Annotated in this window: 20 protein-coding genes; 16 read left to right on the forward strand and 4 right to left on the reverse strand. The window is 68.7% G+C overall.

Translation table 11 applies throughout. The features are described from left to right. The first annotated feature begins 22 nt into the window (after nucleotides 1-22). On the forward strand, nucleotides 23-1,831 hold the full coding sequence (ftsH, locus tag NNJEOMEG_RS09525; protein WP_173083779.1) for an ATP-dependent zinc metalloprotease FtsH: 1,809 nt from the start codon (nucleotides 23-25) through the stop codon (nucleotides 1,829-1,831). A 36-nt stretch (nucleotides 1,832-1,867) separates the two neighbouring features. On the opposite strand, the gene NNJEOMEG_RS09530 is transcribed toward ftsH, so the two are convergent. Next, nucleotides 1,868-2,344 carry a type II toxin-antitoxin system HicB family antitoxin gene (locus tag NNJEOMEG_RS09530; protein ID WP_173083781.1) on the reverse strand — a complete coding sequence of 159 codons (477 nt, stop codon included), beginning with the start codon at nucleotides 2,342-2,344 and terminating at the stop codon, nucleotides 1,868-1,870. 116 nt (nucleotides 2,345-2,460) lie between these two features. On the opposite strand from NNJEOMEG_RS09530, the gene NNJEOMEG_RS09535 reads away from it, so the two are divergent. Next, on the forward strand, nucleotides 2,461-3,105 hold the full coding sequence (locus tag NNJEOMEG_RS09535) for a VTT domain-containing protein (RefSeq protein ID WP_173083783.1): 645 nt from the start codon (nucleotides 2,461-2,463) through the stop codon (nucleotides 3,103-3,105). 66 nt (nucleotides 3,106-3,171) lie between these two features. Here the strand turns inward: NNJEOMEG_RS09535 and cysQ are convergent, their stop codons facing one another. Next, nucleotides 3,172-3,927, reverse strand: coding sequence for a 3'(2'),5'-bisphosphate nucleotidase CysQ (gene cysQ / locus NNJEOMEG_RS09540; protein ID WP_173083785.1), 756 nt, complete (start codon nucleotides 3,925-3,927; stop codon nucleotides 3,172-3,174). 23 nt (nucleotides 3,928-3,950) lie between these two features. Then, nucleotides 3,951-5,504, reverse strand: a complete 1,554-nt coding sequence (locus NNJEOMEG_RS09545; protein WP_173083794.1) for an ATP-binding cassette domain-containing protein — start codon at nucleotides 5,502-5,504, stop codon at nucleotides 3,951-3,953. Between the two features lie 109 nt (nucleotides 5,505-5,613). On the opposite strand from NNJEOMEG_RS09545, the gene NNJEOMEG_RS09550 reads away from it, so the two are divergent. Then, entirely contained in the window at nucleotides 5,614-5,994 is a 381-nt protein-coding gene (locus NNJEOMEG_RS09550; RefSeq protein ID WP_173083796.1) for a response regulator, read from the forward strand. Nucleotides 5,995-6,003: 9 nt separating this feature from the next. Further along, the gene (locus NNJEOMEG_RS09555) at nucleotides 6,004-8,634 is read left to right on the forward strand and encodes a PEP/pyruvate-binding domain-containing protein (RefSeq protein ID WP_235956916.1); all 2,631 of its coding nucleotides are present in this window, start codon (nucleotides 6,004-6,006) and stop codon (nucleotides 8,632-8,634) included. 7 nt (nucleotides 8,635-8,641) lie between these two features. Here the strand turns inward: NNJEOMEG_RS09555 and NNJEOMEG_RS09560 are convergent, their stop codons facing one another. Continuing rightward, on the reverse strand, nucleotides 8,642-8,965 hold the full coding sequence (locus NNJEOMEG_RS09560) for a DMT family transporter (protein WP_173083798.1): 324 nt from the start codon (nucleotides 8,963-8,965) through the stop codon (nucleotides 8,642-8,644). Between the two features lie 150 nt (nucleotides 8,966-9,115). Between NNJEOMEG_RS09560 and NNJEOMEG_RS09565 the strand changes: the two genes are divergently transcribed. The 12 genes from NNJEOMEG_RS09565 (at nucleotide 9,116) to NNJEOMEG_RS09620 (ending at nucleotide 21,780) form a co-directional block, all read left to right on the forward strand. Beyond that, nucleotides 9,116-10,771 (forward strand): sensor histidine kinase, encoded by a 1,656-nt coding sequence (locus NNJEOMEG_RS09565; protein ID WP_173083800.1) that lies wholly within the window; start codon nucleotides 9,116-9,118, stop codon nucleotides 10,769-10,771. A gap of 10 nt (nucleotides 10,772-10,781) precedes the next feature. After that, nucleotides 10,782-11,171: a response regulator gene (locus tag NNJEOMEG_RS09570; RefSeq protein ID WP_173083802.1), complete on the forward strand. Its 390-nt coding sequence runs from the start codon at nucleotides 10,782-10,784 to the stop codon at nucleotides 11,169-11,171. Then, the gene (locus tag NNJEOMEG_RS09575) at nucleotides 11,137-12,057 is read left to right on the forward strand and encodes a sensor histidine kinase (protein WP_173083804.1); all 921 of its coding nucleotides are present in this window, start codon (nucleotides 11,137-11,139) and stop codon (nucleotides 12,055-12,057) included. The genes NNJEOMEG_RS09570 and NNJEOMEG_RS09575 overlap by 35 nt, the downstream gene beginning before the upstream one ends. Beyond that, complete coding sequence (locus NNJEOMEG_RS09580; protein ID WP_173083806.1) at nucleotides 12,054-12,440, forward strand: response regulator; 387 nt, start codon at nucleotides 12,054-12,056, stop codon at nucleotides 12,438-12,440. Before NNJEOMEG_RS09575 ends, NNJEOMEG_RS09580 begins: the two co-directional genes overlap by 4 nt. A 499-nt stretch (nucleotides 12,441-12,939) precedes the next feature. After that, nucleotides 12,940-13,599, forward strand: coding sequence for a CBS domain-containing protein (locus NNJEOMEG_RS09585; RefSeq protein WP_173083814.1), 660 nt, complete (start codon nucleotides 12,940-12,942; stop codon nucleotides 13,597-13,599). Then, nucleotides 13,596-14,378, forward strand: a complete 783-nt coding sequence (locus tag NNJEOMEG_RS09590) for an ABC transporter ATP-binding protein (protein ID WP_173083816.1) — start codon at nucleotides 13,596-13,598, stop codon at nucleotides 14,376-14,378. The genes NNJEOMEG_RS09585 and NNJEOMEG_RS09590 overlap by 4 nt, the downstream gene beginning before the upstream one ends. A gap of 3 nt (nucleotides 14,379-14,381) precedes the next feature. Beyond that, nucleotides 14,382-16,265 carry an AMP-binding protein gene (locus NNJEOMEG_RS09595; protein ID WP_173083818.1) on the forward strand — a complete coding sequence of 628 codons (1,884 nt, stop codon included), beginning with the start codon at nucleotides 14,382-14,384 and terminating at the stop codon, nucleotides 16,263-16,265. Continuing rightward, entirely contained in the window at nucleotides 16,265-17,152 is an 888-nt protein-coding gene (locus NNJEOMEG_RS09600; protein ID WP_173083820.1) for a branched-chain amino acid ABC transporter permease, read from the forward strand. Before NNJEOMEG_RS09595 ends, NNJEOMEG_RS09600 begins: the two co-directional genes overlap by 1 nt. A 2-nt stretch (nucleotides 17,153-17,154) precedes the next feature. Then, entirely contained in the window at nucleotides 17,155-18,201 is a 1,047-nt protein-coding gene (locus NNJEOMEG_RS09605; protein ID WP_173083822.1) for a branched-chain amino acid ABC transporter permease, read from the forward strand. A 20-nt stretch (nucleotides 18,202-18,221) separates the two neighbouring features. Then, nucleotides 18,222-19,394 carry an ABC transporter substrate-binding protein gene (locus tag NNJEOMEG_RS09610; protein ID WP_173083824.1) on the forward strand — a complete coding sequence of 391 codons (1,173 nt, stop codon included), beginning with the start codon at nucleotides 18,222-18,224 and terminating at the stop codon, nucleotides 19,392-19,394. Nucleotides 19,395-19,666: 272 nt separating this feature from the next. Next, nucleotides 19,667-20,464, forward strand: a complete 798-nt coding sequence (locus tag NNJEOMEG_RS09615) for an ABC transporter ATP-binding protein (protein ID WP_173083826.1) — start codon at nucleotides 19,667-19,669, stop codon at nucleotides 20,462-20,464. A gap of 68 nt (nucleotides 20,465-20,532) precedes the next feature. Beyond that, a complete protein-coding gene (locus NNJEOMEG_RS09620; RefSeq protein ID WP_173083828.1) occupies nucleotides 20,533-21,780 on the forward strand; it encodes a phenylacetate--CoA ligase family protein in 1,248 nt (415 codons plus the stop codon). Nucleotides 21,781-21,848 lie beyond the last annotated feature (68 nt).

Raw genomic sequence — 21,848 nt, forward strand, 5'->3', positions numbered from 1 at the left:
AAGCCCCAACCCACGGGACATCATGGACAAGAAGCATCAGTTCACTCTCTGGTACGTTGTCGCGGCCTTCCTGGCCCTCTCCCTCATCCAGGACTACTACGTCCGCAGCTACGGCCCCAAGACCCTGGCCTATTCGGAATTTCTCAAGGAGCTCAAGGCCGGGCGCATCCTGGAAGTGGCCATCGCCCAGGGCTCGCTCTCGGGCAAGATGAAGGCGGTCCAGGACGGCCAGGAGACCGAGCAGCGCTTCGTGGCCCTGCGCGTGGACCCGGAAATCTCCGAGGAGCTTTCCAAGTACAACGTGGATTTCCGGGGCCAGCCAGAATCCACCTTCCTGCGCGACCTCATGAGCTGGGTGCTGCCCGCGCTCATCTTCTTCGGCATCTGGTTCTTCCTCATGCGCCGCTTCAATCCCCAGGACCAGCTCCTGGGCGTGGGTCGCTCCAAGGCCAAGATCGTGGCCGAGGCCGACCTGACCACCTCCTTCTCCGACGTGGCCGGGTGCGACGAGGCCAAGGAGGAGCTGCAGGAGATCATCGACTTCCTGCGCGAGCCCGAACGCTTCCAGAACCTGGGCGGGCGCATGCCCAAGGGCGTGCTCCTGGTGGGGCCGCCGGGCACGGGCAAGACCCTCCTGGCCCGGGCCGTGGCGGGCGAGGCCAAGGTGCCCTTCTTCTTCATCTCCGGCTCGGAGTTCGTGGAGCTCTTCGTGGGCATGGGGGCCTCGCGCGTGCGCGAACTGTTCACCCAGGCCCGGGAGAAGGCCCCCTGCATCATCTTCATCGACGAGCTGGACGCCATCGGCAAGGCGCGCGGGGCCAACCTCATGGGCGGCCACGACGAGCGCGAGCAGACCCTCAACCAGTTGCTGGTGGAAATGGACGGCTTCGATCCGCGCAAGGGCGTGGTGATCATGGCCGCCACCAACCGCCCCGAAACCCTGGACCCGGCCCTGCTGCGCGCCGGGCGCTTCGACCGCCAGGTGCTGGTGGACCGGCCCGACGTGAACGGACGCGAGGAAATCCTCAACGTCCACGCCAAGAACATCAAGCTGGCCCCGGAGGTGAACCTGCGCGAGATCGCCCAGAAGACCCCCGGCTTCTCCGGCGCGGACCTGGCCAACATCATGAACGAAGGGGCGCTCCTGGCCGCCAGGCGGCACAAGACCGCCGTGGACATGGACGATCTCTCCGAGGCCGTGGACCGCGTGATCGCGGGCCTGGAGAAGAAGAACCGGGTGATCAACCCCAAGGAGAAGAAGATCGTGGCCTACCACGAGACCGGGCACGCCCTGGTGGCGGCCTACACCCCGGGCTCGGACAAGGTGTCCAAGATCTCCATCGTGCCGCGCGGGCTGGGGGCCCTGGGCTACACCCAGCAGCTGCCCACCGAGGACCGCTACCTGATGACCAGGAGCGAACTGACCGGCAAGATCGACGTGCTCCTGGGCGGGCGCGTGGCCGAGGAGATCGTCTTCGAGGAGGTCTCCACCGGGGCGCACAACGACCTGCAGCGCGCCACGGACATCGCCCGGGCCATGGTGGCCGAGTACGGCATGGGCCGCACCCTGGGGCTCTCCACCTACCCGCGCCAGGCCCGCCCCCTGTTCCTGAGCCCCGAACAGGCCCCCCTGACGGGCAAGGAGTACAGCGAGTCCACGGCCGCCAAGCTGGACCAGGAGGTCAAGGACATCCTGGAAGAGGCTCGCGAGCGCGTGCGCGCCATCCTCACGGGACACCGCGACCAGCTGGAAGGCGTGGCCCAGGAGCTTTTGAAGAAGGAAGTGCTGGACGCGCAGGAGTTCGAGCGGCTGATCGGGAGGGGGGAGTGAGGGGATCAGTCTCTCGCTGAGACGCTCAGCACTTTTTCACGCCCACTTCCGCCCCTGCCCCGCCTCCCCGGCTAGCGCGGGCGGCGGCCCGGCCGGTTCCGCCCGGACCGTCACGCGGTAGCCCAGCGCCTCCAGGGCCATTTCCAGGTGGTCCCAGCGGGAGGCGTGGTACAGGTCCAGCAGGCGTCGCACGGACTTGGGGTCCGTGTGCAGCAGGGCGGCGAGCTTCAACTGGCTCACGCCTTGGCTCCTCATGGCCTTGTGGAGGGTGAGCTTGACCTCGGCCACGGGGGGGATTTCCACGCTTGCGGCGTCCCCCTCGGACGCGTCCGGCGCGGGAATGTCCACGCCGTCGTCCACCATGGAGGCCAGCATGGTCAGGGCCGCGTCCCGCACCATGGCCGTCGCCTCGGCTTCGTCCTTCCCAAGGCTCATGGCTCCGGGGATCGCGTGGACCGTGGCGATCAACGATCCGTCCTCGTCACGAAGGTATTCGACGCGGTAGCGCAGCATCCTACCACTCTTCGCGGTTGAGACCCAGTTGTTTGCAGAGCATCTTGAGGAACACCGGCCCCACGTCAAGCCCCCGACCTTGACGTGCCGCCCGCGCGCGCTTTACTCCCCCGAACGTGACCATCGCCGACGTCTGGGACATCTGCCTCCACCTGGAGAACCATCTTCTGGCCCTCAACCAGGCCTACGGGGCGTGGGTCTATGCGGTGTTCTTCGCGGTGGTCTTCGCGGAGACGGGCTTCGTGGTCACCACGGCCCTGCCCTCGGACACGGTACTCTTCGCCGTGGGGGCCATGGCCGCGCGCGGCGTGGGGCTCGACCTCTGGTGGACCCTGGCGCTCGGTCTCTCCGGGGCCTTCCTGGGCGATTGCCTGGACTTCGCCATCGGACGCTGGCTGGGCGGCCACGTGCTGGCGGGCGGGCGCATCCCCTTCATCTCGCCCGCATCCCTGGCCAAGGCCCACGACTACTTCGAGCGTCACGGCGGGGCCACCCTGGTGGCCGCGCGCTTCGTGCCCGTGTTGCGCTCCGTGGCCCCCCTGGTGGGCGGCATGGTGCGCATGGAGTGGCGGCCGTTCCTCTTCTACAACGCCGTGGGCAAGCTCCTCTGGACGCCCCTCTACCTCTTCGGCGGCTACTTCTTCGGCCAGATCCCCTGGGTGCGGCAGAACTTCGGGGTGGCCATCTTCTTCGCCCTGGGCGCGCCGCTCCTGGGCGTGGTGGCCCGCATGGTCTACCTGAGCGTGACCAAAGGGCGCTGACCCGCCCCGCCCGGCGGCCCCGCACGTCCGGGCGCGGCGCGGGCGAATCGCCCCGGAAGCGCGTCCTCAGGCCCGGGCGATGAACCCCCCGTTCTTGAGCGACTCCTTGTTGTAAAGAAATTCCCCGCCCTCCAGGTTCGTGAACGTGCCGCCCGCGCCCAGCAGCACCGCGTGCCCGGCGGCGGTGTCCCACTCCCAGGTGGGGTTGAAGCGCGGGTAGATATGGGCCAGCCCCTCGGCCACCAGCCCGAACTTGAGCGCCGACCCGGCCGAGACCAACTCGTGCTCCGGATAGCGCGAAAGAAACTCCTCCAGGCGGGGGTCCGGGTGCGAGCGGCTGCCCACGGCCACCACGCGCGCCCCGGGCTCCGGGGGCGACACGCGCAGGGCCGTGCGCTCCCCGCCCACCACCTTCACGCTGCCCAGACCAGGGCCGCCCGCGTAGAGGATGTCCTTCACGGGCACGTAGACCACGCCGAACACCGGCCGCCGGTCCTCCACCAGACCCAGACACACCGAGAACTCGCCGTTACGCTTCACGAACTCCTTGGTGCCGTCCAGGGGGTCCACCAGCCAGAAGCGCTTCCAGCGTGAACGCTCCGGGTAGGGCGGCTTGGGCGACTCCTCCGAGAGCGCCGGGATGTCCGGGTGCAGCGCGGCCAGCGACTGCAGGATGATCTCGTTGGAGGCGCGGTCCGCGCGGGTGATGGGCGAGTCGTCCTCCTTGAGCTCCACGTCGAACTCGGTTCCGTAGACCTGGAGGATGGCCTGGCCCGCCAGACGGGCCACGGCGCAGAGGGCGTCCCAGTCGAAAGAGGGCATGGGGGCTCCGTTGCGGTTGGGGTTCAGGGGGCGAGGGGACCCGCCGAGACGACGCGCCCGCGCTCCAGGGTCAGCACGTGGGTGATGCAGCGGGGAACCTCGCGCGCGTTGTGCGTGACCATCACGATCTGGCGGCCTTCGGCGGCCAGGGCGTCCATGAGGTCCAGCACCCGGCGGCGCGCGCGGCGGTCCAGGCCGCCCAGGGGCTCGTCCAGCAGGAGCATGGGCGGATCGAAGGCCAGGGCGCGCCCGATCATGGCCCGCCGGGCCTGCCCCTGGGAGAGGGTGGACATGGGGCGTCCGGCCAGGGCGGCCAGCCCCAGGCGCTCCATCCAGGCGCGGGCGGCCTGGAGCATGGTCGGCGTGGGGCGGTCGTAGAGGCCGTGGCTGCCGAAGAAGCCCGAGACCAGGGCGTCTTCCACGCTGAAGCCCTCGGGCCATTGGGCCTGCCCCTCCCAGGAGACCAGGCCCATGCGCTCCCGCAGGTCCCAGAGGCTGGCGTGTTCGGGCAGCCCGAAGCGCCGGACCGCGCCGGAGGTGGGGTAAAGGTCCCCGCCGAGGAGCTTCAACAGGCTCGACTTGCCCGCCCCGTTGGGGCCGCGCACCAGCCAGTGCTCGCCGGGGCGCACGCTCCAGGAGACGCCCGAGAGCGCCTCGCGCCCGGAGAGGACGAGGCTTGCGTCCTGAAGCTCCAGGACGGGCGCGGGCCTGGCGTGTCCCGGCCGGACCGCGACGGGCTCGGGACCGCCGGGACCGCACGGTATCGGCGCCGGAGCGGACGCCGGATCGGACGCGGAGCCGTGCGCGGCGTCCGCCGACGACGCGTCCGGCCCGTGCGCGCCGTGCGACGACACGGCCGGGAGCGCGACCACGCGGCCCTGCTCCAGGTGGAGCGTTTCGCAGCCCTCCAGGCCCGGGTCGTGGTGGCTGGCCAGCACGACGCCCAGGCCCCGCGCACCCAGGCGCTCCAGGGAGTCCAGGAGCGTGCGGCGCGATGTCGCGTCCAGGCCGTCTGCGGCCTCGTCCAGGAAGAGCCATTCCGGGGCGCGTCCTGGTGCGCCCAAAGGCGGGGCCACCAGGGCGCGGGCCAGCAGCACGCCCATGGCCTGGCCCTGGGAGAGTTCCAGGAAGGGCCTGCCCGCCAGACGTTCCAGACCCAGGTCGGCCAGGGCCTCCCGGGCGGCGGCCTCCTCGGCCTGCCCCATGCGCCCCGAGGGCAGCGGCGAATCCGTGAGCCCGGAGACCACCACCAGCCAGGCCGAGACGTTCCAGCCCATGGCGCGGTAGCGGTCGCGCAGCCCGGCCCCGGCCATGCGGATGCGCGCCCGGGCCGGGATGGGGCTCATGGTGGCGTGGCCGTCCACGATGTAGGTCCGCTCCCCGGCGAAGCCGCCGCCGGGCAGCTGGTCGGGCCAGATTTCGCCCCGGGCCAGGGCCAGCAGGGTGGACTTGCCCGCCCCGTTGTCCCCCGTGAGGAGATGGCGCGCGCCGGGGGCTAGCCGCCAGCTCACGCGGTCCAGAAGCCTGCGCCCCGCGCGGCTCACCACGGCGTCCTTCAGGATGATCTCGAGACTCATGGACCGGGCATGTAGCGCCGGGGGCGGGAAAAGGCCAGCGTCACGCGGGCCTTGCATTTCGGGAAGTAAACGGTCAGATTGAACCCTCAAAGCGATCCGGGGGGATGCCGTGAGCACGTGCAGCGTATTGTTGGTGGACGACGAGGCCGAATTCATCGAAACCCTGGCCAAGCGCCTGACGCGGCGCGGGCTCAAGGTGCACCTGGCCTTCTCGGGCCAGGAGGCCCTGGACTTCCTTGCCGCCAACGAGGCCGACGTGGCCGTGCTGGACGTGAAGATGCCCGGCATGGACGGCATCGAGGCCCTTCAGAAGATCAAGGCCCTCAAGCCCGGGCTGGAGGTGCTCATGCTCACCGCCCACGCCAACGTGGAGGTGGCCATGCGCGGCATGGAACTCGGCGCGTTCGACTACCTCATGAAGCCCGTCGAGCTTGAAGAGCTGCTCTGCAAGATTCAGGACGCCAACAAGAAGAAGTGCCTCCAACAGTGACCTGACACAGTGTTCACACGCTTAAAGACCTTCTTCTCCAGCCTCATCGGCGGCCACCATCAAGGCGAGGGCATGTCCGACGAGGAGATCCTTGCCGAATTCAAGAAGCGCTACCACAATTTCCGACTGCTGCTCACGGCCAACAAGAAGACGCTCATGATCATGAGCGAGATGGAGCAGGCCCTGCGCGGTGCCTCCGTCTTCGGCATGAGCTTCGTGCGCTCCCAGGCCACCGCCGCCTCGGTGAACGTCTACCGCATCGTCAAGCACCTCTCCGAGATCGCCCCCGGAAAGTACGACGCCCTTTTCGAGCGCCTCAAGGACATCCAGGCCCAGATCGCCGCCGTGCTGGACCGCCAGCCCCAGACCGCCGCCACCGAACTGGTGCTCCCCCTGGAGGCCGTGGACCGCGCCCACGCGGACCAGGTGGGCTCCAAGATGGCCAACCTGGGCGACATCATGGCCCGCGTGGGGCTGCCCGTGCCCCCGGGCTTCGCCGTCACCGCCCTGGCCTACAGCCGCTTCATGCGCGACACCGGCCTTGGCGACGAGATCAACCGCCTCATCCAGGCCGTTGGCGCGGACGACCACGCCACCCTGCTGCCACTGTGCTCGCAGATCCAGCAGATGATCCAGAACGCCAAGCTGCCCCCCGACGTGGCCGAAGCCATCCTCAAGGCCTACCTGGAACTGGAAGCCAGGACCGAACCCGACGTGCGCGTCTCCATGCGCTCCAGCGCTCTGGGCGAGGACGCCATGGGCCAGTCCTTCGCGGGGCAGTTCCGCAGCGTGCTGGGCGTCTCGGCCGAGGAACTGCTCATCGCCTACAAGGAGATCGTGGCCAGCAAGTACAGCCCCCAGGCCGTCACCTACCGCATGGCCAAGGGGATCCCCAACGAGGACGTGGCCATGTGCGTGGGCTGCATGGCCATGGTCAAGGCGCGCAGCGGCGGCGTTATCTACTCGCGCAACCCCCTCTCCATCCGCGACGACGAAATCTTCATCCATTCCGCCTGGGGCCTGGCCAAGACCGTGGTGGACGGGGCCGTGGCCTCCGACCTTTTCGTGGCCAGGCGAGGCGACCCGCCCCGCCTGACCGAACAGCGCATCGCCTGCAAGGACAGGGTCTACCTCTGCGACCCCGTGGAAGGCGTCTGCCGCCACGAGGAGGCCGGAGAGGCCGCCTGCGCCCCCAGCCTCACCGACGAGGAGGCCCTGCGCCTGGCCTCCATGGCCATCCGGCTCGACGAGGTGTACGCCGAGCCCCTGGACATCGAATGGGCCATGGACCAGGAGCGCAACATCTTCCTGCTCCAGTGCCGCCCGCTCCAGCAGATAGAGGCCGGCCGGGCCAAACGCCCCCCGGGGCAGTTCGGAAAACCCCTCGCGGCCGGGGGCGTCACGGGCAGCCCGGGCGTGGCGGCCGGCACGGTCCACGTGGTGGCGCGCGACCTGGACATGCTCACCTTCCCCGAGGGCGGCGTGGTCCTGGCCGCGGACGCGGCCCCGCGCTGGGCCACCCTCCTGTCCCGGGCCTCGGCCCTGGTGTGCGAGCGCGGCAGCGTGGCGGGGCACCTCTCCAACGTGGCGCGCGAGTTCGGCGTGCCCGCCCTCATGGGCATGGAGGGCGCGGTGGCGGCGCTCTCGGGCAAGGGCGAGGTCACGGTGGACGCCGACGGCCTGGCCGTCTACCCCGGCCGGGTGGAGTCCCTGCTGGCCCTGGCCCCCAAGCGCGAGACGCCCCAGGCCCAGTCGCCCATGCACGCCATCCTGCGCGAAGTGCTCGACATCGTGGCACCCCTGAACCTCCTGGACCCTTCCGTGCCGGAGTTCTCGCCGGAAAACTGCCTGACGCTCCACGACATCACCCGCTTCTGCCACGAAAAATCCGTGACCGAGATGTTCCGCTTCGGGCAGGATTTCCAGTTCTCCAAGCGCGCCTCCAAGCAGCTCAAGTACCGGGTGCCCATGAAGTGGTGGTTCGTGAACCTGGACGACGGCTTCACCCGCGAAATCACGGGCAAGTACGTCACCATGGAGGAGATCGCCTGCGAGCCGGTGCTCTCGCTCTGGGAGGGCTTCGTGGCCGTGCCCTGGGCCGGGCCGCCGCCGGTGGACGCGGCCGGGCTTCTGCACATCGTGGCCCACTCCACCGTGAACCGCAACCTCACCCACGGCGGAGACTCGGAGTACGCCCAGGGCAACTATTTCATGATCTCAAGGCACTACATGTGCCTGAGTTCGCGCTTCGGCTACCACTTCTGCACCGTGGAGGCCCTGGTGGACGAGCGCGAACACGAGAACTACGTGAGCTTCCAGTTCAAGGGCGGCGCGGCCGAACAGGGCAGGCGCGCCCTGCGCGCAAAGTTCGTGGGCGAGGTGCTCGAGAACTACAACTTCCGCGTGGAGATCCAGGGCGACGAGATGCGCGCTGTCTACGCCAAGGGGCCCATGGACCTCATGCTCGACCGCCTGCGCGTGATCGGCTACCTGCTCATGCACACGCGCCAGATCGACATGGTGATGACCAACGAGGCCATGGTGGAAGGCTTCCGCCAGAAGTTCGCCAAGGACATCGGAGACATCCTGCGCCAGGCCGCCGAGCGCCACATGACCGAGGTGATGCGCGAGATGGCCTGAGCGCCCCTCACGAGGCCAGCTTCAGAAGCGCCACCCCCGCCACGATGAGCCCCACCCCCGCCACGCGCGCCAGGCCCGCCGGGTCGCCGTGGAAGGCCACGCCCACCAGGAACGTGCCCGCGGCGCCTATGCCCGTCCACACGGCGTAGGCCGTGCCCATGGGGATGGACTTCTGCGCCAGCCACAGGAGCCACCCCGAGAGCCCCATGCACGCCACGGCCAGGGCCACGCCCAGGGCCACCTTGCCCGGCGTCTGGGCCATCTTGAGGCCCACCGGCCAGCCCACCTCGAACAGCCCCGCCACCACCAGCCAGAACCACGCCGTACGCATCCCGATCCGCTCCCCGGCGGCCTACGCCGCCAAAACGACACACAAACTCCGTCTTCGGCCCCCTGCGGGCATTGACAGGCCGTCCGTTGCCGTCCATGAATCCATTATGCGATCCAAAGCACAAGCCATGGAACCGGGCGGGGATTACGCGTGAAAACCGTCGATTTCAAGCGCCTGCGCCTGACCATCATCCTCTGCACCCTGGGCTTTTCCCTGCTGCCCTTGCTGGTGCTGGGCCTCACGGTGAAGCACCGCTTCGCCGTGGGCTACCAGGAGGCCCTCCAGGGCAACCTGCGCACCCTGGTGGAAAGCAAGCGCAACGCCATCGACCTCTTCCTCACCGAGCGCCAGGCCCAGGTGGCCACCCTGGCCAGCGCCCTCACCCTGGAAGAGGCCTCGGACAAGGAAAACCTCGAACGCGTCTTCTCCCAGCTCCAGGCCACCTCCCGCTACTACATCGACCTGGGCGTGATCGGCATGGACGGCAACCACCTGGCCTACGCCGGACCCTACGACCTCTCCGGACGCAACTACAAGAACGAGGACTGGTTCGCCAAGGTGACGGCCAAGGGCGTCTACGTCTCCGACGTGTTCCTGGGCTTCCGGCAATACCCCCACATCATCATCGCGGTGCTGCGCCGCGAGGGCGGCAAATCCTGGATTCTGCGCGCCACCATCGATTCCGACATCTTCGAGTCCTTCGTCAAGCGCGTCCAGATGGGGCGCACCGGCGACGCCTTCCTGGTCAACGAGAAGCTCGTGCTCCAGACCAGCCCGCGCTTCGGCGGCCACGTCCTGGAGGACATGCACCTGCCCTTCCGCGTGGACGGCCGCTTCCAGGGCCTGCGCGTGGAGCAGATGGAGGTGAACCACCGCCCCTTCCTCTACGGCTGGACCTGGCTCGAAAACAAGGACTGGCTCCTGGTGATCCGCGAAGACCCCGTGGGCGAACTGCGCCCCCTTTTCGACGCCGAATACCTCGTCTGGGTGCTCATGGCCGGGGGCGTGGCCGTGATCGTCGCGGGAACGGTGCTCGTCACCAACTCCATGGTGGGCAGGCTCGAGAAGGCCGAACGCGAGATGGCCGCCCTGGACGCGAGCCTCACCCAGTCCGGCAAGATGGCCGCCCTGGGCAAGATGGCCGCGGGGGTGGCCCACGAGATCAACAACCCCCTGGCCATCATCCGCGAGCAGGCCGGATGGATCAAGGACCTCCTCGAGGAATCCGAACTGGCCGCCACGCCACAGCACAAGGAGCTCTCCGAGTCGGTGCACCGCATCGAGCACCACGTGGAGCGCGCCAAGAACGTCACCCACCGCATGCTGGGCTTCGCGCGGCGCATGGAACCCGTCATGCAGTCCGTGGACGTGAACAAGCTCCTGGCCGAGACGGTGCAGTTCCTCAAGACCGAGGCGCTCCTGCGCAACATCGACATCCGCCAGGACTTCGCGGAGCACCTGCCACCCACCAACTCCGACCCCACCCAGCTCCAGCAGGTGCTCCTGAACCTCATTGACAACGCCATCGACGCCGTGGGCAAGAACGGGCGCATCGTGCTCACCACGCGCCTCAAGCAGGATTCCAACGAACTGCGCGTCACCGTGGCCGACACCGGGTGCGGCATCCCCCCCGACAAGCTCGACAAGATCTTCGACCCCTTCTTCACCACCAAGAAACCCGGTGAGGGCACGGGGCTCGGACTTTCCATCTCGTTTGGCATCATCGAAAAACTCGGCGGGCGCATCACCGTGCAAAGCGTCGTGGGACAGGGCACCACCTTCGACGTTTACGTTCCGGCCGCCTGAGGGGGTACGCATGGGTACGGCACGCATCCTCGTGGTCGACGACGAGCGCGACTACAACGAGACCATCGTCAAGCGCCTGGCCCGGCGCGGCTTCCTGCCCCAGTCCGCCTTTTCCGGGCAGCAGGCCCTGGAGGCCCTCGGCCGCGACCCCTTCGACGTGGTGCTCCTGGACATCCTCATGCCAGGCATGGACGGCATCGAAACCCTGCGCGAGATCAAGAAGCGCTTCCCCGGCCCCGAGGTCATCCTGCTCACGGGCCACGCCTCCGTGGAGTCCGGCGTGCAGGGCATGTCCATCGGCGCCAACGCCTACCTCCTCAAGCCCGTGGACTTCGAGGAACTCCTCGCCGCCATAGACCAGGCCCATGAACGCAAACTCCTCGGCGCGGACACCCGCTAGCCCCGGCCTGTCCTTCCTCCTGGCCGCCGGGCTCGTCCTGGCCGCCGCCATCGCGCCCATGCCCTGGGCCGTCGCGCCCGCTTTTTTCGCCGCCCTGGCCTTCTGGCGCGCCCGAAAGAACCTCGCCGAACGCCTCGAACGCTCCGAATCGCAGAAGTGCGCCCTGGACGAACAGCTCTTCCAGTCCCAGAAGCTCGCCGCCATCGGGGAGGTGGCCTCCGGCATCGCCCACGAGATCAACAACCCCCTGGCCGTCATCACCCAGGAATCCGAATGGCTGGGCCACCTGCTCGCCCAGGAACGCCCGCCCCTGGAAGAGGCCCGCCAGAGCCTCGCCGCCATCCAGACCCAGGTGAACCGCTGCGCCGACATCACCCACAACCTGCTCAACCTCGCCCGCACCTGGAAGCCCATCCGCCAGCCCGCCGACCTCAACCGCCTCACCGAGGACATGGCGCGACTGGCCGAACGCGAAGCCCTGGCCAAACACGTGAGTCTCGCCCGGAACTACCAGGAGAACATCCCCAGAATCCCCCTGGACCCCCCGCTCTACCGCCAGGCCATCCTCAACCTGCTGGTCAACGCCGTGCAGGCCGCGGGGGAGAACGGCCGCGTCGCCGTCTCCACCGGCTGGGACCCCGACCGCAAGCACGTCTTCACCCGCGTGGAGGACGACGGACCGGGCATCAGGCCCGAACACCTCGGGCGCATCTTCGACCCCTTCTTCACCACCAAGTCGCCCGGCAAGGGCACGGGCCTGGGCCTTTCCATCACGCACCGCATCGTGGACCGCCTCGGCGGACGCATCACCGCCGCCAGCCCCCCAGGACACGGCGCGGTCTTCACCATCACACTCCCCCTGGACAACACGGAGAACGCCCCATGAACACCCCCGTTCGCCTCCTCTGCGTGGACGACGAGGAGCGCTTCGTCACCACCCTCGCCAAGCTCCTCACCCTGCGCAACATGCAGGTCACCACCGCCCTCTCCGGAGAGGACGCCCTGGAACGCTTCCAGCCCGGACTCTTCGACGTGGCCCTCCTGGACGTGAAAATGCCCGGCATCTCCGGCGTGGAACTGCTCACGGAGCTCAAACGCCGCGACCCGGACCTGGAGATCATCATCCTCACCGGGCACGCCTCCGTGGACATCGCCGCCGACATCATGAGCCGGGGCGGCGCGGACTACCTGCTCAAACCCTGCCCAACCGCCGACGTGGAGGCCAAGATCATCTCCGCCATGGAGCGCCGCGCCGCCCGAGCCGGGTGAACACCGGCGGATGAAGACCGCAGGCGCGGCGGCCGTCGCCGCGCCCGCAGGCCCGCCGCCTGACGGAGCGCTGTCCAGACAGGCTCCGGTCCCGGCACGCGCCGACGATGCCCGGCACGCACGGGGCTCCGCCCTGGACCCGGCAGGGCGCTGCCCTGCACCCGCCAGGGGGGTGAGCCCCCTGGACCCGCAATGGCTTCGCGTCAATCACTGCTCCGCCCTGTCCCGGACGAATCCCCTCTTCCGCGATGCCTCCCCCACCCCTGAACCAAGCAGCCCTCGCTCACACAGACGGCCTAATTCATACTTTTAGAGTATAGTTAATGTGCAGAGTATAACGGCTCATTATTATTTCGCAATTCGATCACTGCCGTGCAGCAAAGCACACTTGTCCGGTCGAATATGCGCCGCTCACCGCCAAATTCCTACCGTTCGTGGGGTGAATATTGTAGACCTCCTTGCAATTGTGTAAGGTCACCCCACTTCGAGGAGGTCGCCCATGTACGTCGGACTCAAAATGCTCAAGTCCTTCCAGACCGTCACGCCCAAGACCCCGGTGCTCCAGGCCCAGAAGCTCCTGGATCAGGCCGACCTCTGGATGCTCCTGGTCACCGATGGCGATCGCCTGGTGGGCTATCTGCGCTCCGAGGACATCTCCGCCGCCCTGCCCTCGGTGATGACCACCCTGGACAAGCACGAGGCCCTCTATCTTGTGAGCAAGCTCACGGTGGACAAGATCATGCGCCGCGACATCACCACCGTGCCGCCGGAACTGGAGATCGAGGCCGCCGCCGACATCATGTGCAAGAAGAACCTCGCCGGGCTGGCCGTCACCGACGCCAGGGGCGCGCTGGTGGGCTACATCAGCCGCACCGTGATGCTCGAGGTGTTCGTGGAGGAGATGGGCTTCCGCGACGGCGGCTCGCGCCTCGTGGTGGAGGTGGAGGACCGCCGGGGCGTGCTCCACGAGCTCTCCGGCATCGTCCTGGAGCACGGCGTCTCCATCATCTCCACCGGCACCTTCTACCACGACGGACAGCGCATGGTGGTGCTGCGCCTGGCCTGCGACGACGCCTCGCCCATCGCCGCCGCCATCCAGCAGCGCGGCTACCGCCTCATGTGCGCCGCCGACTTCGTGGCCGAGTGGATCCGCCAATGAACCTGCTGGCCGTGGAGGGCGTCACCCTCACCTTCCATGCCGTGGCGGCCCTGATGGACGTGAGCTTCACCGTGCCGGAAGGCCGGATCGTCTCCCTCATCGGCCCCAACGGCGCGGGCAAGACGAGCATGCTCAACTGCGTGAGCGGCCGCTACCGCCCGGACAAGGGCTCCATCACCCTGGACGGGCGCGAGCTCCTGGGCGTGCCCGCCCACAAGCGCACCAGCCTTGGGCTCTCGCGCACCTTCCAGAACATCGCCCTCTTCAAGGGCCTCTCCGTGCTGGACAACCTCATGCTCGGGCGGCACTCGCGCATGGAATACGGCCTGCTGGCCAGCCTCTTCTACCTGGGCAAGGCCCGCCGCCAGGAGGACGCCCACCGCCGCCGCGTGGAGGACGTGATCGACTTCCTCAACCTCTCCCCCTACCGCCACCAGGCCGCCGGACGCCTGCCCTACGGCGTGCAGAAGCGCGTGGAGCTGGGACGCGCCCTGGCCGCCGAGCCCCGGCTCATCCTCCTGGACGAGCCCATGGCCGGCATGAACCTGGAGGAAACCGAGGACATGGCCCGCTACATCCTGGACATCAACGAGGAATGGGGCGCAACCGTGCTCCTGGTGGAGCACGACATGGGCGTGGTGATGGATGTCTCCCACAAGGTGGTGGTGCTGGACTTCGGCCGCGTGCTGGCCGAGGGAACCCCCGCCGAGGTGAGTGCTGACCCGGCCGTGGTGGCCGCCTACCTGGGCAGCGAAGACGCCGTGTTCCTGGGGCGCTAGGCCATGCAAACCTACCGCTCCACACTGCCCCGCCTGCTCCTGGAAAACGCGCGGCGCGCCCCACGCGACACGGCCCTGCGCGAAAAGCAGTGGGGCGTCTGGCAGGCCTACACCTGGAAGGACTACCTGGACATCACCGCCGCCTTCGCCGGGGGCCTGGCCGAACTGGGCCTGGGCCGGGGCGACATCGTGGTGCTCATCGGAGACAACCGACCCGAATGGCTCTGGGCGGAGCTGGCCATCCAGTCCCTGGGCGGAGTGGCCCTGGGCCTCTACCAGGACGCCCCCCCCGACGAGATCGGCTACATCCTGGAGCTGTCCCAGACCAAGCTCGTGGTGGCGGAAGACCAGGAACAGGTGGACAAGCTCCTGAGCCTGCGCTCCTCCCTGCCGGAGCTGCGCCACATCGTCTACCACGACGCCCGGGGCCTGACCGCCTACACGGACGACGGACTCCTGGATTTCGAGAGCGTGCGCCGCCTGGGCGAAATGCGCGCCGGGGAGTTCGAGGCCAACCTCGATGCCCTCTCGCCCGACGACCCGGCGCTCATCGCCACCACCTCGGGCACCACGGGGCGGCCCAAGCTGGCCCAGCTCTCCCACGCCAACCTGCTCTGCATGGCCCACAACCTGGGCCAGGCCGACCCCAAGCGGGCCACGGACGAGTTCGTCTCCTTCCTGCCCCTGGCCTGGATGGGCGAGCAGATGATGAGCGTGGCCTCGGCCCTGCTCTTCGGCTTCAAGGTGAACTTCCCCGAAGAGCCCGACACCGTGCGGGAAGACATCCGCGAGATCGCCCCCCACGTGCTCTTCTCGCCCCCGCGCGTCTGGGAGAACATGGCCGCGGGCGTGCGCGTGAAGATCATGGAGACCACGCCCCTCAAGCGCTGGCTCTACAACCTCTGCATGCCCGTGGGCGAGCGCTGGGCAGACGCCCGCTTCCGGGGCGAGTCCCCCGGACTGGGGCTCAGGCTGGCCTACTCCCTGGCGTGGCTCGCGCTCTTTCGCGCCCTCAAGGACCGCCTGGGCTTCACCAACATCCGTTCGGCCTGCACCGGCGGCGCGGCCCTGGGGCCGGACACCTTCCGCTTCTTCCACGCCCTGGGCGTGAACCTCAAGCAGATCTACGGACAGACCGAGATCGCCGGCATCTCCTGCATCCATCAGGACGGCCGCGTGGACTTCACCAGCGTGGGCGCGCCCATCCCCGAGACCGAGATCCGCATCTCCGAGGAAGGCGAAATCCTCTCCCGGAGCCCCGCCGTGTTCCTGGGCTACTACCAGAACGAGAAGGCCACGGCCGAAGCCCTGGACGACGGCTGGCTGCGCTCCGGCGACGCGGGCTATTTCGACGACGCGGGCCGACTGGTGGTCATCGACCGCCTCAAGGACGTGATGACCCTCGTGAACGGCGCGCGCTTCTCGCCCCAGTTCATCGAGAACAAGGTGAAGTTCTCGCCCTACGTGAAGGAGGCCGTGGCCTTCGGCCGGGGCCGGGAGCACGTCTCGGCGCTCGTCTGCCTGGACGCCGAGATCGCCGGGCGCTGGGCCGAGGGCCGCCAGATCACCTACACCACCTACCAGGACCTGGCCTGCCGCGAGGAGCTTTACGCCCTGGTGCGCGAGGAGATCGCCCGCGTGAACCTGGAGCTGCCCGAGGAGCACCGCGTGCGCCGCTTCGCCCTGCTCTACAAGGAGCTGGACGCGGACGACGGCGAGCTCACCCGCACTCGCAAGGTGCGCCGCCAGGTGGTGGAGGAGCGCTACGCCCCCCTGGTGGAGGCCCTGTTCGGCGCGCCCGGCACAATCGAACTCACGTCGGAGATCGTCTACCAGGACGGCCGCCGACGCACCATGAGCGGCGCGGTCCGCATCGAGGAAGTGTGATGGAATACTATCTCCAACTGGTGATCTCGGGCCTCGTGGTGGGCTCCATCTATTCGCTGGTGGCCCTGGGTTTCGTGATCATCTACAAGGCCACCAAGGTGGTGAACTTCGCCCAGGGCGAGCTGGTGATGGTGGGCGCGTTCGCCTGCTTCTCGCTCACGGTGCAGTTCGGGCTGCCCTTCTGGGTGTCCTTCCCCATGACGCTCGCGTTCTCCACGCTCCTGGGCATGGCCATCGAGCGGCTCACGCTGCGCCCGCTCATCGGGGAGCCCACCATCTCGGTGATCATGGTCACCATCGGGCTCTCCTCGGTGCTCAAGTCCCTGGTGCAGCTCTGCTGGGGCACGCAGATCAGGGTGTTCCCCCAGGTGCTGCCCGCCGACCCGGTGGTGGTGGCCGGGCTGCCGGTCTCGCCGGTGTACGTGGCGGCCTTCCTGCTCTCCATCCTGCTTTTCGCGGCCTTTTCGCTCTTCTTCAAGTATTCGCGCCTGGGCATCGCCATGCGCGCCACGGCCTTCGACCAGGCCGCCTCGGCCAGCATGGGCATCTCCATCAAGAGCATCTTCGCCATGTCCTGGTGCGTGGCGGCCATGGTCTCGGCCGTGGGCGGGGTGATCCTGGGCAACATCAACGGCATCAACTCCCAGCTGGGGCACCTTGGGCTCAAGGTGTTCCCGGCGGTGATCCTGGGCGGGCTGGACAGCCTGGCCGGGGCGGCCCTGGGCGGGCTGCTCATCGGCGTGCTGGAGAACGTCTGCGACGGCGTGGCCAAGGACGTGCTGGGCCTGGGCGGCTTCAAGGACGTGGCGGCCTTCATCGTGCTGGTGATGGTCCTGATGCTCAAACCTTACGGGCTCTTCGGAACCCGCCAGATCGAGAGGGTCTAGCCGTGAGCGCACCCTGCGGGCTCTTCTTCACCTCCTACGCCCAGGAGTCGGCGCTGTTCCCCAGCCGCTTCCTCAAGGCGTCCATGGCCCTGTTCTTCGTGGCGCTGGTGGTCCTGCCGCCGTGGATGAACAGCTACCACGTCTCGGTGCTCTGCCTGATCAACATCGCGGTGATCGGGGCGGTGTCGCTCAACCTGCTCACGGGCTCCTGCGGCCAGATCTCCCTGGGCCACGGGGCCTTCGTGGGCGTGGGCGCCTACACGGCCGGGGTGCTGGCGGCCAAGGGCGTGCCCTTCCTGCTGGCCCTGCCCGCTTCGGGGCTCCTGGCCGCCCTGGCCGGGATGCTCTTCGGGCTGCCGTCCTTGCGCCTCAAGGGCATCTACCTGGCCATCTCCACCCTGGCGGCCCAGCTGATCCTGGAATACGTCTTCCTGCACTGGGAGTCCGTGACCGGCGGCTCCAACGGCCTGGCGGTGATGCCCCCCGAAATTTTCGGCTACGCCTTCGACAACGACCTCAAGATGTTCTACCTCACCCTGGCGGCGGCCTCCCTGTGCGCCCTGGGCGCGGCCAACGTGCTGCGCTCGCGCCTGGGCCGGGCCTTCGTCTCCATCCGCGACCACTACCTCTCGGCCGAAATCGTGGGCGTAAGCCTTTTCGGCTACAAGCTGCGCGCCTTCGGGTTGAGCTCCTTCCTGGCGGGCGTGTCCGGGGCGCTCTGGGCGCACTACACCATGTTCCTGAGTCCCGAGCAGTTCGGCATCGGGCTCTCCATCAGCTACCTGGCCATGATCATCATCGGCGGCATGGGCCGCGTGGCGGGGGCGGTCTACGGGGCCGTGTTCATCACGGTGCTGCCCGAGGCGCTCAACGCCCTCTCGGCTTCTGCCGAGGCCTGGATGCCCGGCATGACCTCCAACCTCATGGCCCTCAAGGGCGGCGTGTTCGGCCTGGCGCTCATCCTCTTCCTGCTCTTCGAGCCCGAAGGCCTAGCGCACCGCTGGCGGCTGATCAAGGCCTACTGGAAACTCTACCCCTTCGCCCACTGACCCCAAAGGAGGCCCACACCATGCATTCCACACTCAAACGCCTGCTCCTGGCGGCCGCGCTGGCCGCCCTGTCCTGCGCCCCCGCCCTGGCCCAGGAGTACGTCATCGGCTCCCTGCAGGACCTCTCCGGCCCTACCGCCGACGTGGGCAAGCCCTACGGCGACGGCATCCGCGACGGCGCGCGCTACATCAACGAATCCGGCATGCTGGGCCAGGCCAAGGTGAAGCTCATCGCCGTGGACTACGCCTACAACGCCCAGCAGGCCCTGGCCGCCTACAAGAAGTTCACCTCCCAGGACAAGATCCTGGCCCTGCAGGGCTGGGGCACCCAGGACACCGAGGCCCTCACCCAGTTCGTGGCCCGCGACAAGGTGCCCTGCATCTCGGCCTCCTACTCGGCGCACCTCACCGAGGGGTCCAAGGCTCCCTACAACTTCTTCGTGGCCGCCGACTACTCCACCCAGATCCGCGGCGCGCTCAAGTATTTCAAGGACAACTGGAAGGAGCAGCGCGCCCCCAAGCTGGCGCTGGTCTACCCCAACCACCCCTACGGCCTGGCCCCCATCCCCGCCGCCAAGGACTACGCCAAGGAGCTGGGCTTCGAGCTGGTGGGCGAGGAAAACGTGGACCTGAAGGCCATGGACGCCACCGCGCAACTCCTGCGCCTGCAGAAGGCCGCCCCTGATTTCGTCTGGATCGGCGGAACCACGCAGTCCACGGCCGTGGTGCTCAAGGACGCCCAGAAGATGGGCTTCAAGACCCGCTTCTTCACCAACATCTGGGGCTCCGACGAAAACCTGCCGCCCCTGGCCGGATCGGCCGCCGACGGCGTGGTCTCGCTGCAGACCGCCGTCAGCTACGGACAGGACGTGCCCGGCATGAAGGCCATCGAGAAGCTCACCGGCGGCCAGCCGCAGATGACCCACTACATCCGCGCCTTCGCCTCCATGCTGGTGATGGCCGAGGCCATCAAGCTGGCCCAGGCCAAAGGCCCCGTGACCGGCGAGACCCTCAAGGCCGCGCTGGAGAGCCTGCGCGACTACAGCCCCCTGGGCCTTACGCCGCCCATCTCCTACTTCCCGGAGGACCACCGCCCCAACATGTCGGTGATGCTCTACACCTTCGAGAACGGCAAGATGAAGCTCCTGGCCACCCAGACTCTGGAGCGCAAAAAGGAATGGCTGGGCAAGTAGCCCTGATGACCGATGCCCCGGTCCCGGCCGCGAAGGCCGGGGCCGGGGCCGCCTGTCCGGCCGGACGGCCCCGGCCGGACGAAAAGGCCCTTCAACCTGGCCGGACAATTCGACCGGATGCCGCTGGCTGACCGGCCTGACCGAATAGCCGGACAGCACGGCCCGACCGACCGGCCTGACGGCGCGGCCGGACACGGCTGGCCGGACACGGCGGCCGGACGCCAACCCGCCGCCCTCCGGGGCGGCGCAACCCGACGATCAAAGGACTCTGCGTGGATCTCCTGACGGTGGAAAACCTGGAAGTCGTGTACAACGACGTGGTCCTGGTGCTCAAAGGGCTCTCCCTTTCGGCGGCCGAGGGGCGCATCACGGCCCTGCTCGGGGCCAACGGGGCGGGCAAGTCCACCACGCTCAAGGCCGTGTCCGGACTGCTGGCGGGCGAGGACGGCGAGGTCACGGCCGGGCAGGTGCTCCTGGCCGGCGAGCCGGTCCAGCGCCTCACGCCCGAGAAGATCGTGCGCAAGGGCGTGTTCCAGGTGATGGAAGGACGGCGCGTCTTCGAGGACATGACCGTGGAGGAGAACCTGCGCGCGGGCGGCCACACGCGCCCCTCATCCGAAATCAGGCCCGGCATGGAGCGCGTCTACGGCTATTTCCCCCGCCTGGCCGAGCGCCGCCACCAGCTGGCGGGCTACATGTCCGGCGGCGAGCAGCAGATGCTGGCCATCGGCCGCGCCCTCATGGCCAGGCCCAAGCTCCTGCTCCTGGACGAGCCGTCCCTTGGGCTCGCGCCGCTCCTGGTGGAGGAGATCTTCGAGATCATCCGCCGGGTCAACGCCGAGGAGGGCGTCACGGTGCTCCTGGTGGAGCAGAACGCCCGGGCGGCCCTCTCCCTGGCCGAGTACGGCTTCATCATGGAGAACGGGCGCGTGGTGCTCGACGGCCCCTCCAGGGACCTCATGAACAACCCCGACGTGCAGGAGTTCTACCTGGGGCTTTCCCACGGCGGCGAGAAGAAGACCTACCGCGACGTGAAACACTACCGCCGCCGCAAGCGCTGGCTGGGCTGACGCCCGCCGCGACGCGCTCTCGACCCGGCCCCGAGACAGCACCCGACGACGCCCCCCAAGGAGCGACCATGACGCAAGCCCCTCCCTCCCTGGAGTTCATCCCCGACCCGGAGCGCCGCGACGCTCTCTGGGCGCGCCTTGCCGGACATCTGGAGCACGCCTTCGCCCAAAGCTCCGAGGCGCGCGCCCGCATGGAGCGGGCTGGGCTCACGCCCGGGGACGTGCGCTCCCCGGAGGATTTCGCGCGCATCCCCCCCCTGCGCAAGAAGGACCTCAAGGCCGTACAGGCCTCGGGGCCGCGCCTGGGCGGGCTCTCCACCGTGGACCTGGGCAGGCTGCGCCGCCTCTACCAGTCTCCCGGCCCCCTCTACGACCCCGAGGGCCGCGAGCCCGACTTCTGGGGCTGGACCGAGGCCTTCCGCGCCGCCGGGTTCGAGGCGGGCGACCTGGCCGTGATGACCTTCAGCTACCACCTCACCCCGGCCGGGCACATGCTCGAAGAGCCCCTGCGCGAGCTGGGCTGCGCCGTGGTCCCGGCCGGACCCGGCAATACGGAGATCCTGACGGAGCTTCTGGCTTCCCTGCCCGTCACGGCCTTCGTGGGCATGGCCTCCTTCCTGCGCGCCCTGGGCGAGAAGGCCCGCGCAGCCGGGCTGGACCCGGCACGCGACCTCTCGGTGCGCAAGGCCTTCGTGGCTGCGGAACGCCTGCCCGAGTCGCTGCGCCGCGAGGTGCAGGAGATGTTCGGGGCCAGGGTGCGCCAGGGCTACGGCACCGCCGACGTGGGGGCCATCGCCTACGAATGCGACGCCCTGGAGGGCATGCACTGCTCCAGCAGGGGCTGGGTGGAGGTCTGCGACCCGGCCACCGGGGAACCGCTGCCCCCCGGCGAGATGGGCGAAGTGGTCTTCACGCCCTTCGTGCGCGCCTACCCGCTGGTGCGACTGGCCACGGGGGACCTCTCGCGCCTGGTGGAGGCCCCCTGCCCCTGCGGGCGCACGTCGCCCAGGCTCGCGGGCATTCTGGGGCGCGCGGACGACACGGTGAAGATCAAGGGCCAGTTCGTCTACCCGGCCCAGGCCGCCGAGGCCCTGGCCGCCTTCCCGGGCGTGGTCGCCTGGAGGCTCGTGGCCACGAATCCCGGCGGGCGCGACTGCCTCACCCTGGTCTACGAGGCCTCGGCGGACGTGGACGAGGCGGCGCTCACCGAGGCCTTCCGCCTGCGCTGCAAGCTGCGCCCGGTCCTGGAGCGCGCCCAGGCCGGGACCATCGACACCGCCCTGCCCCGCCTGGAGGACCGCCGCACATGGGATTGAACTCCCCGGCCTGATCCGGGAGCTTACGGCCCTTCCGCGCCCTGCCGGGCGGGAGCCCCGGGCCCGGC

The sequence above is a fragment of the Fundidesulfovibrio magnetotacticus genome (genome assembly GCF_013019105.1).
GTDB lineage: Bacteria > Desulfobacterota > Desulfovibrionia > Desulfovibrionales > Desulfovibrionaceae > Fundidesulfovibrio > Fundidesulfovibrio magnetotacticus.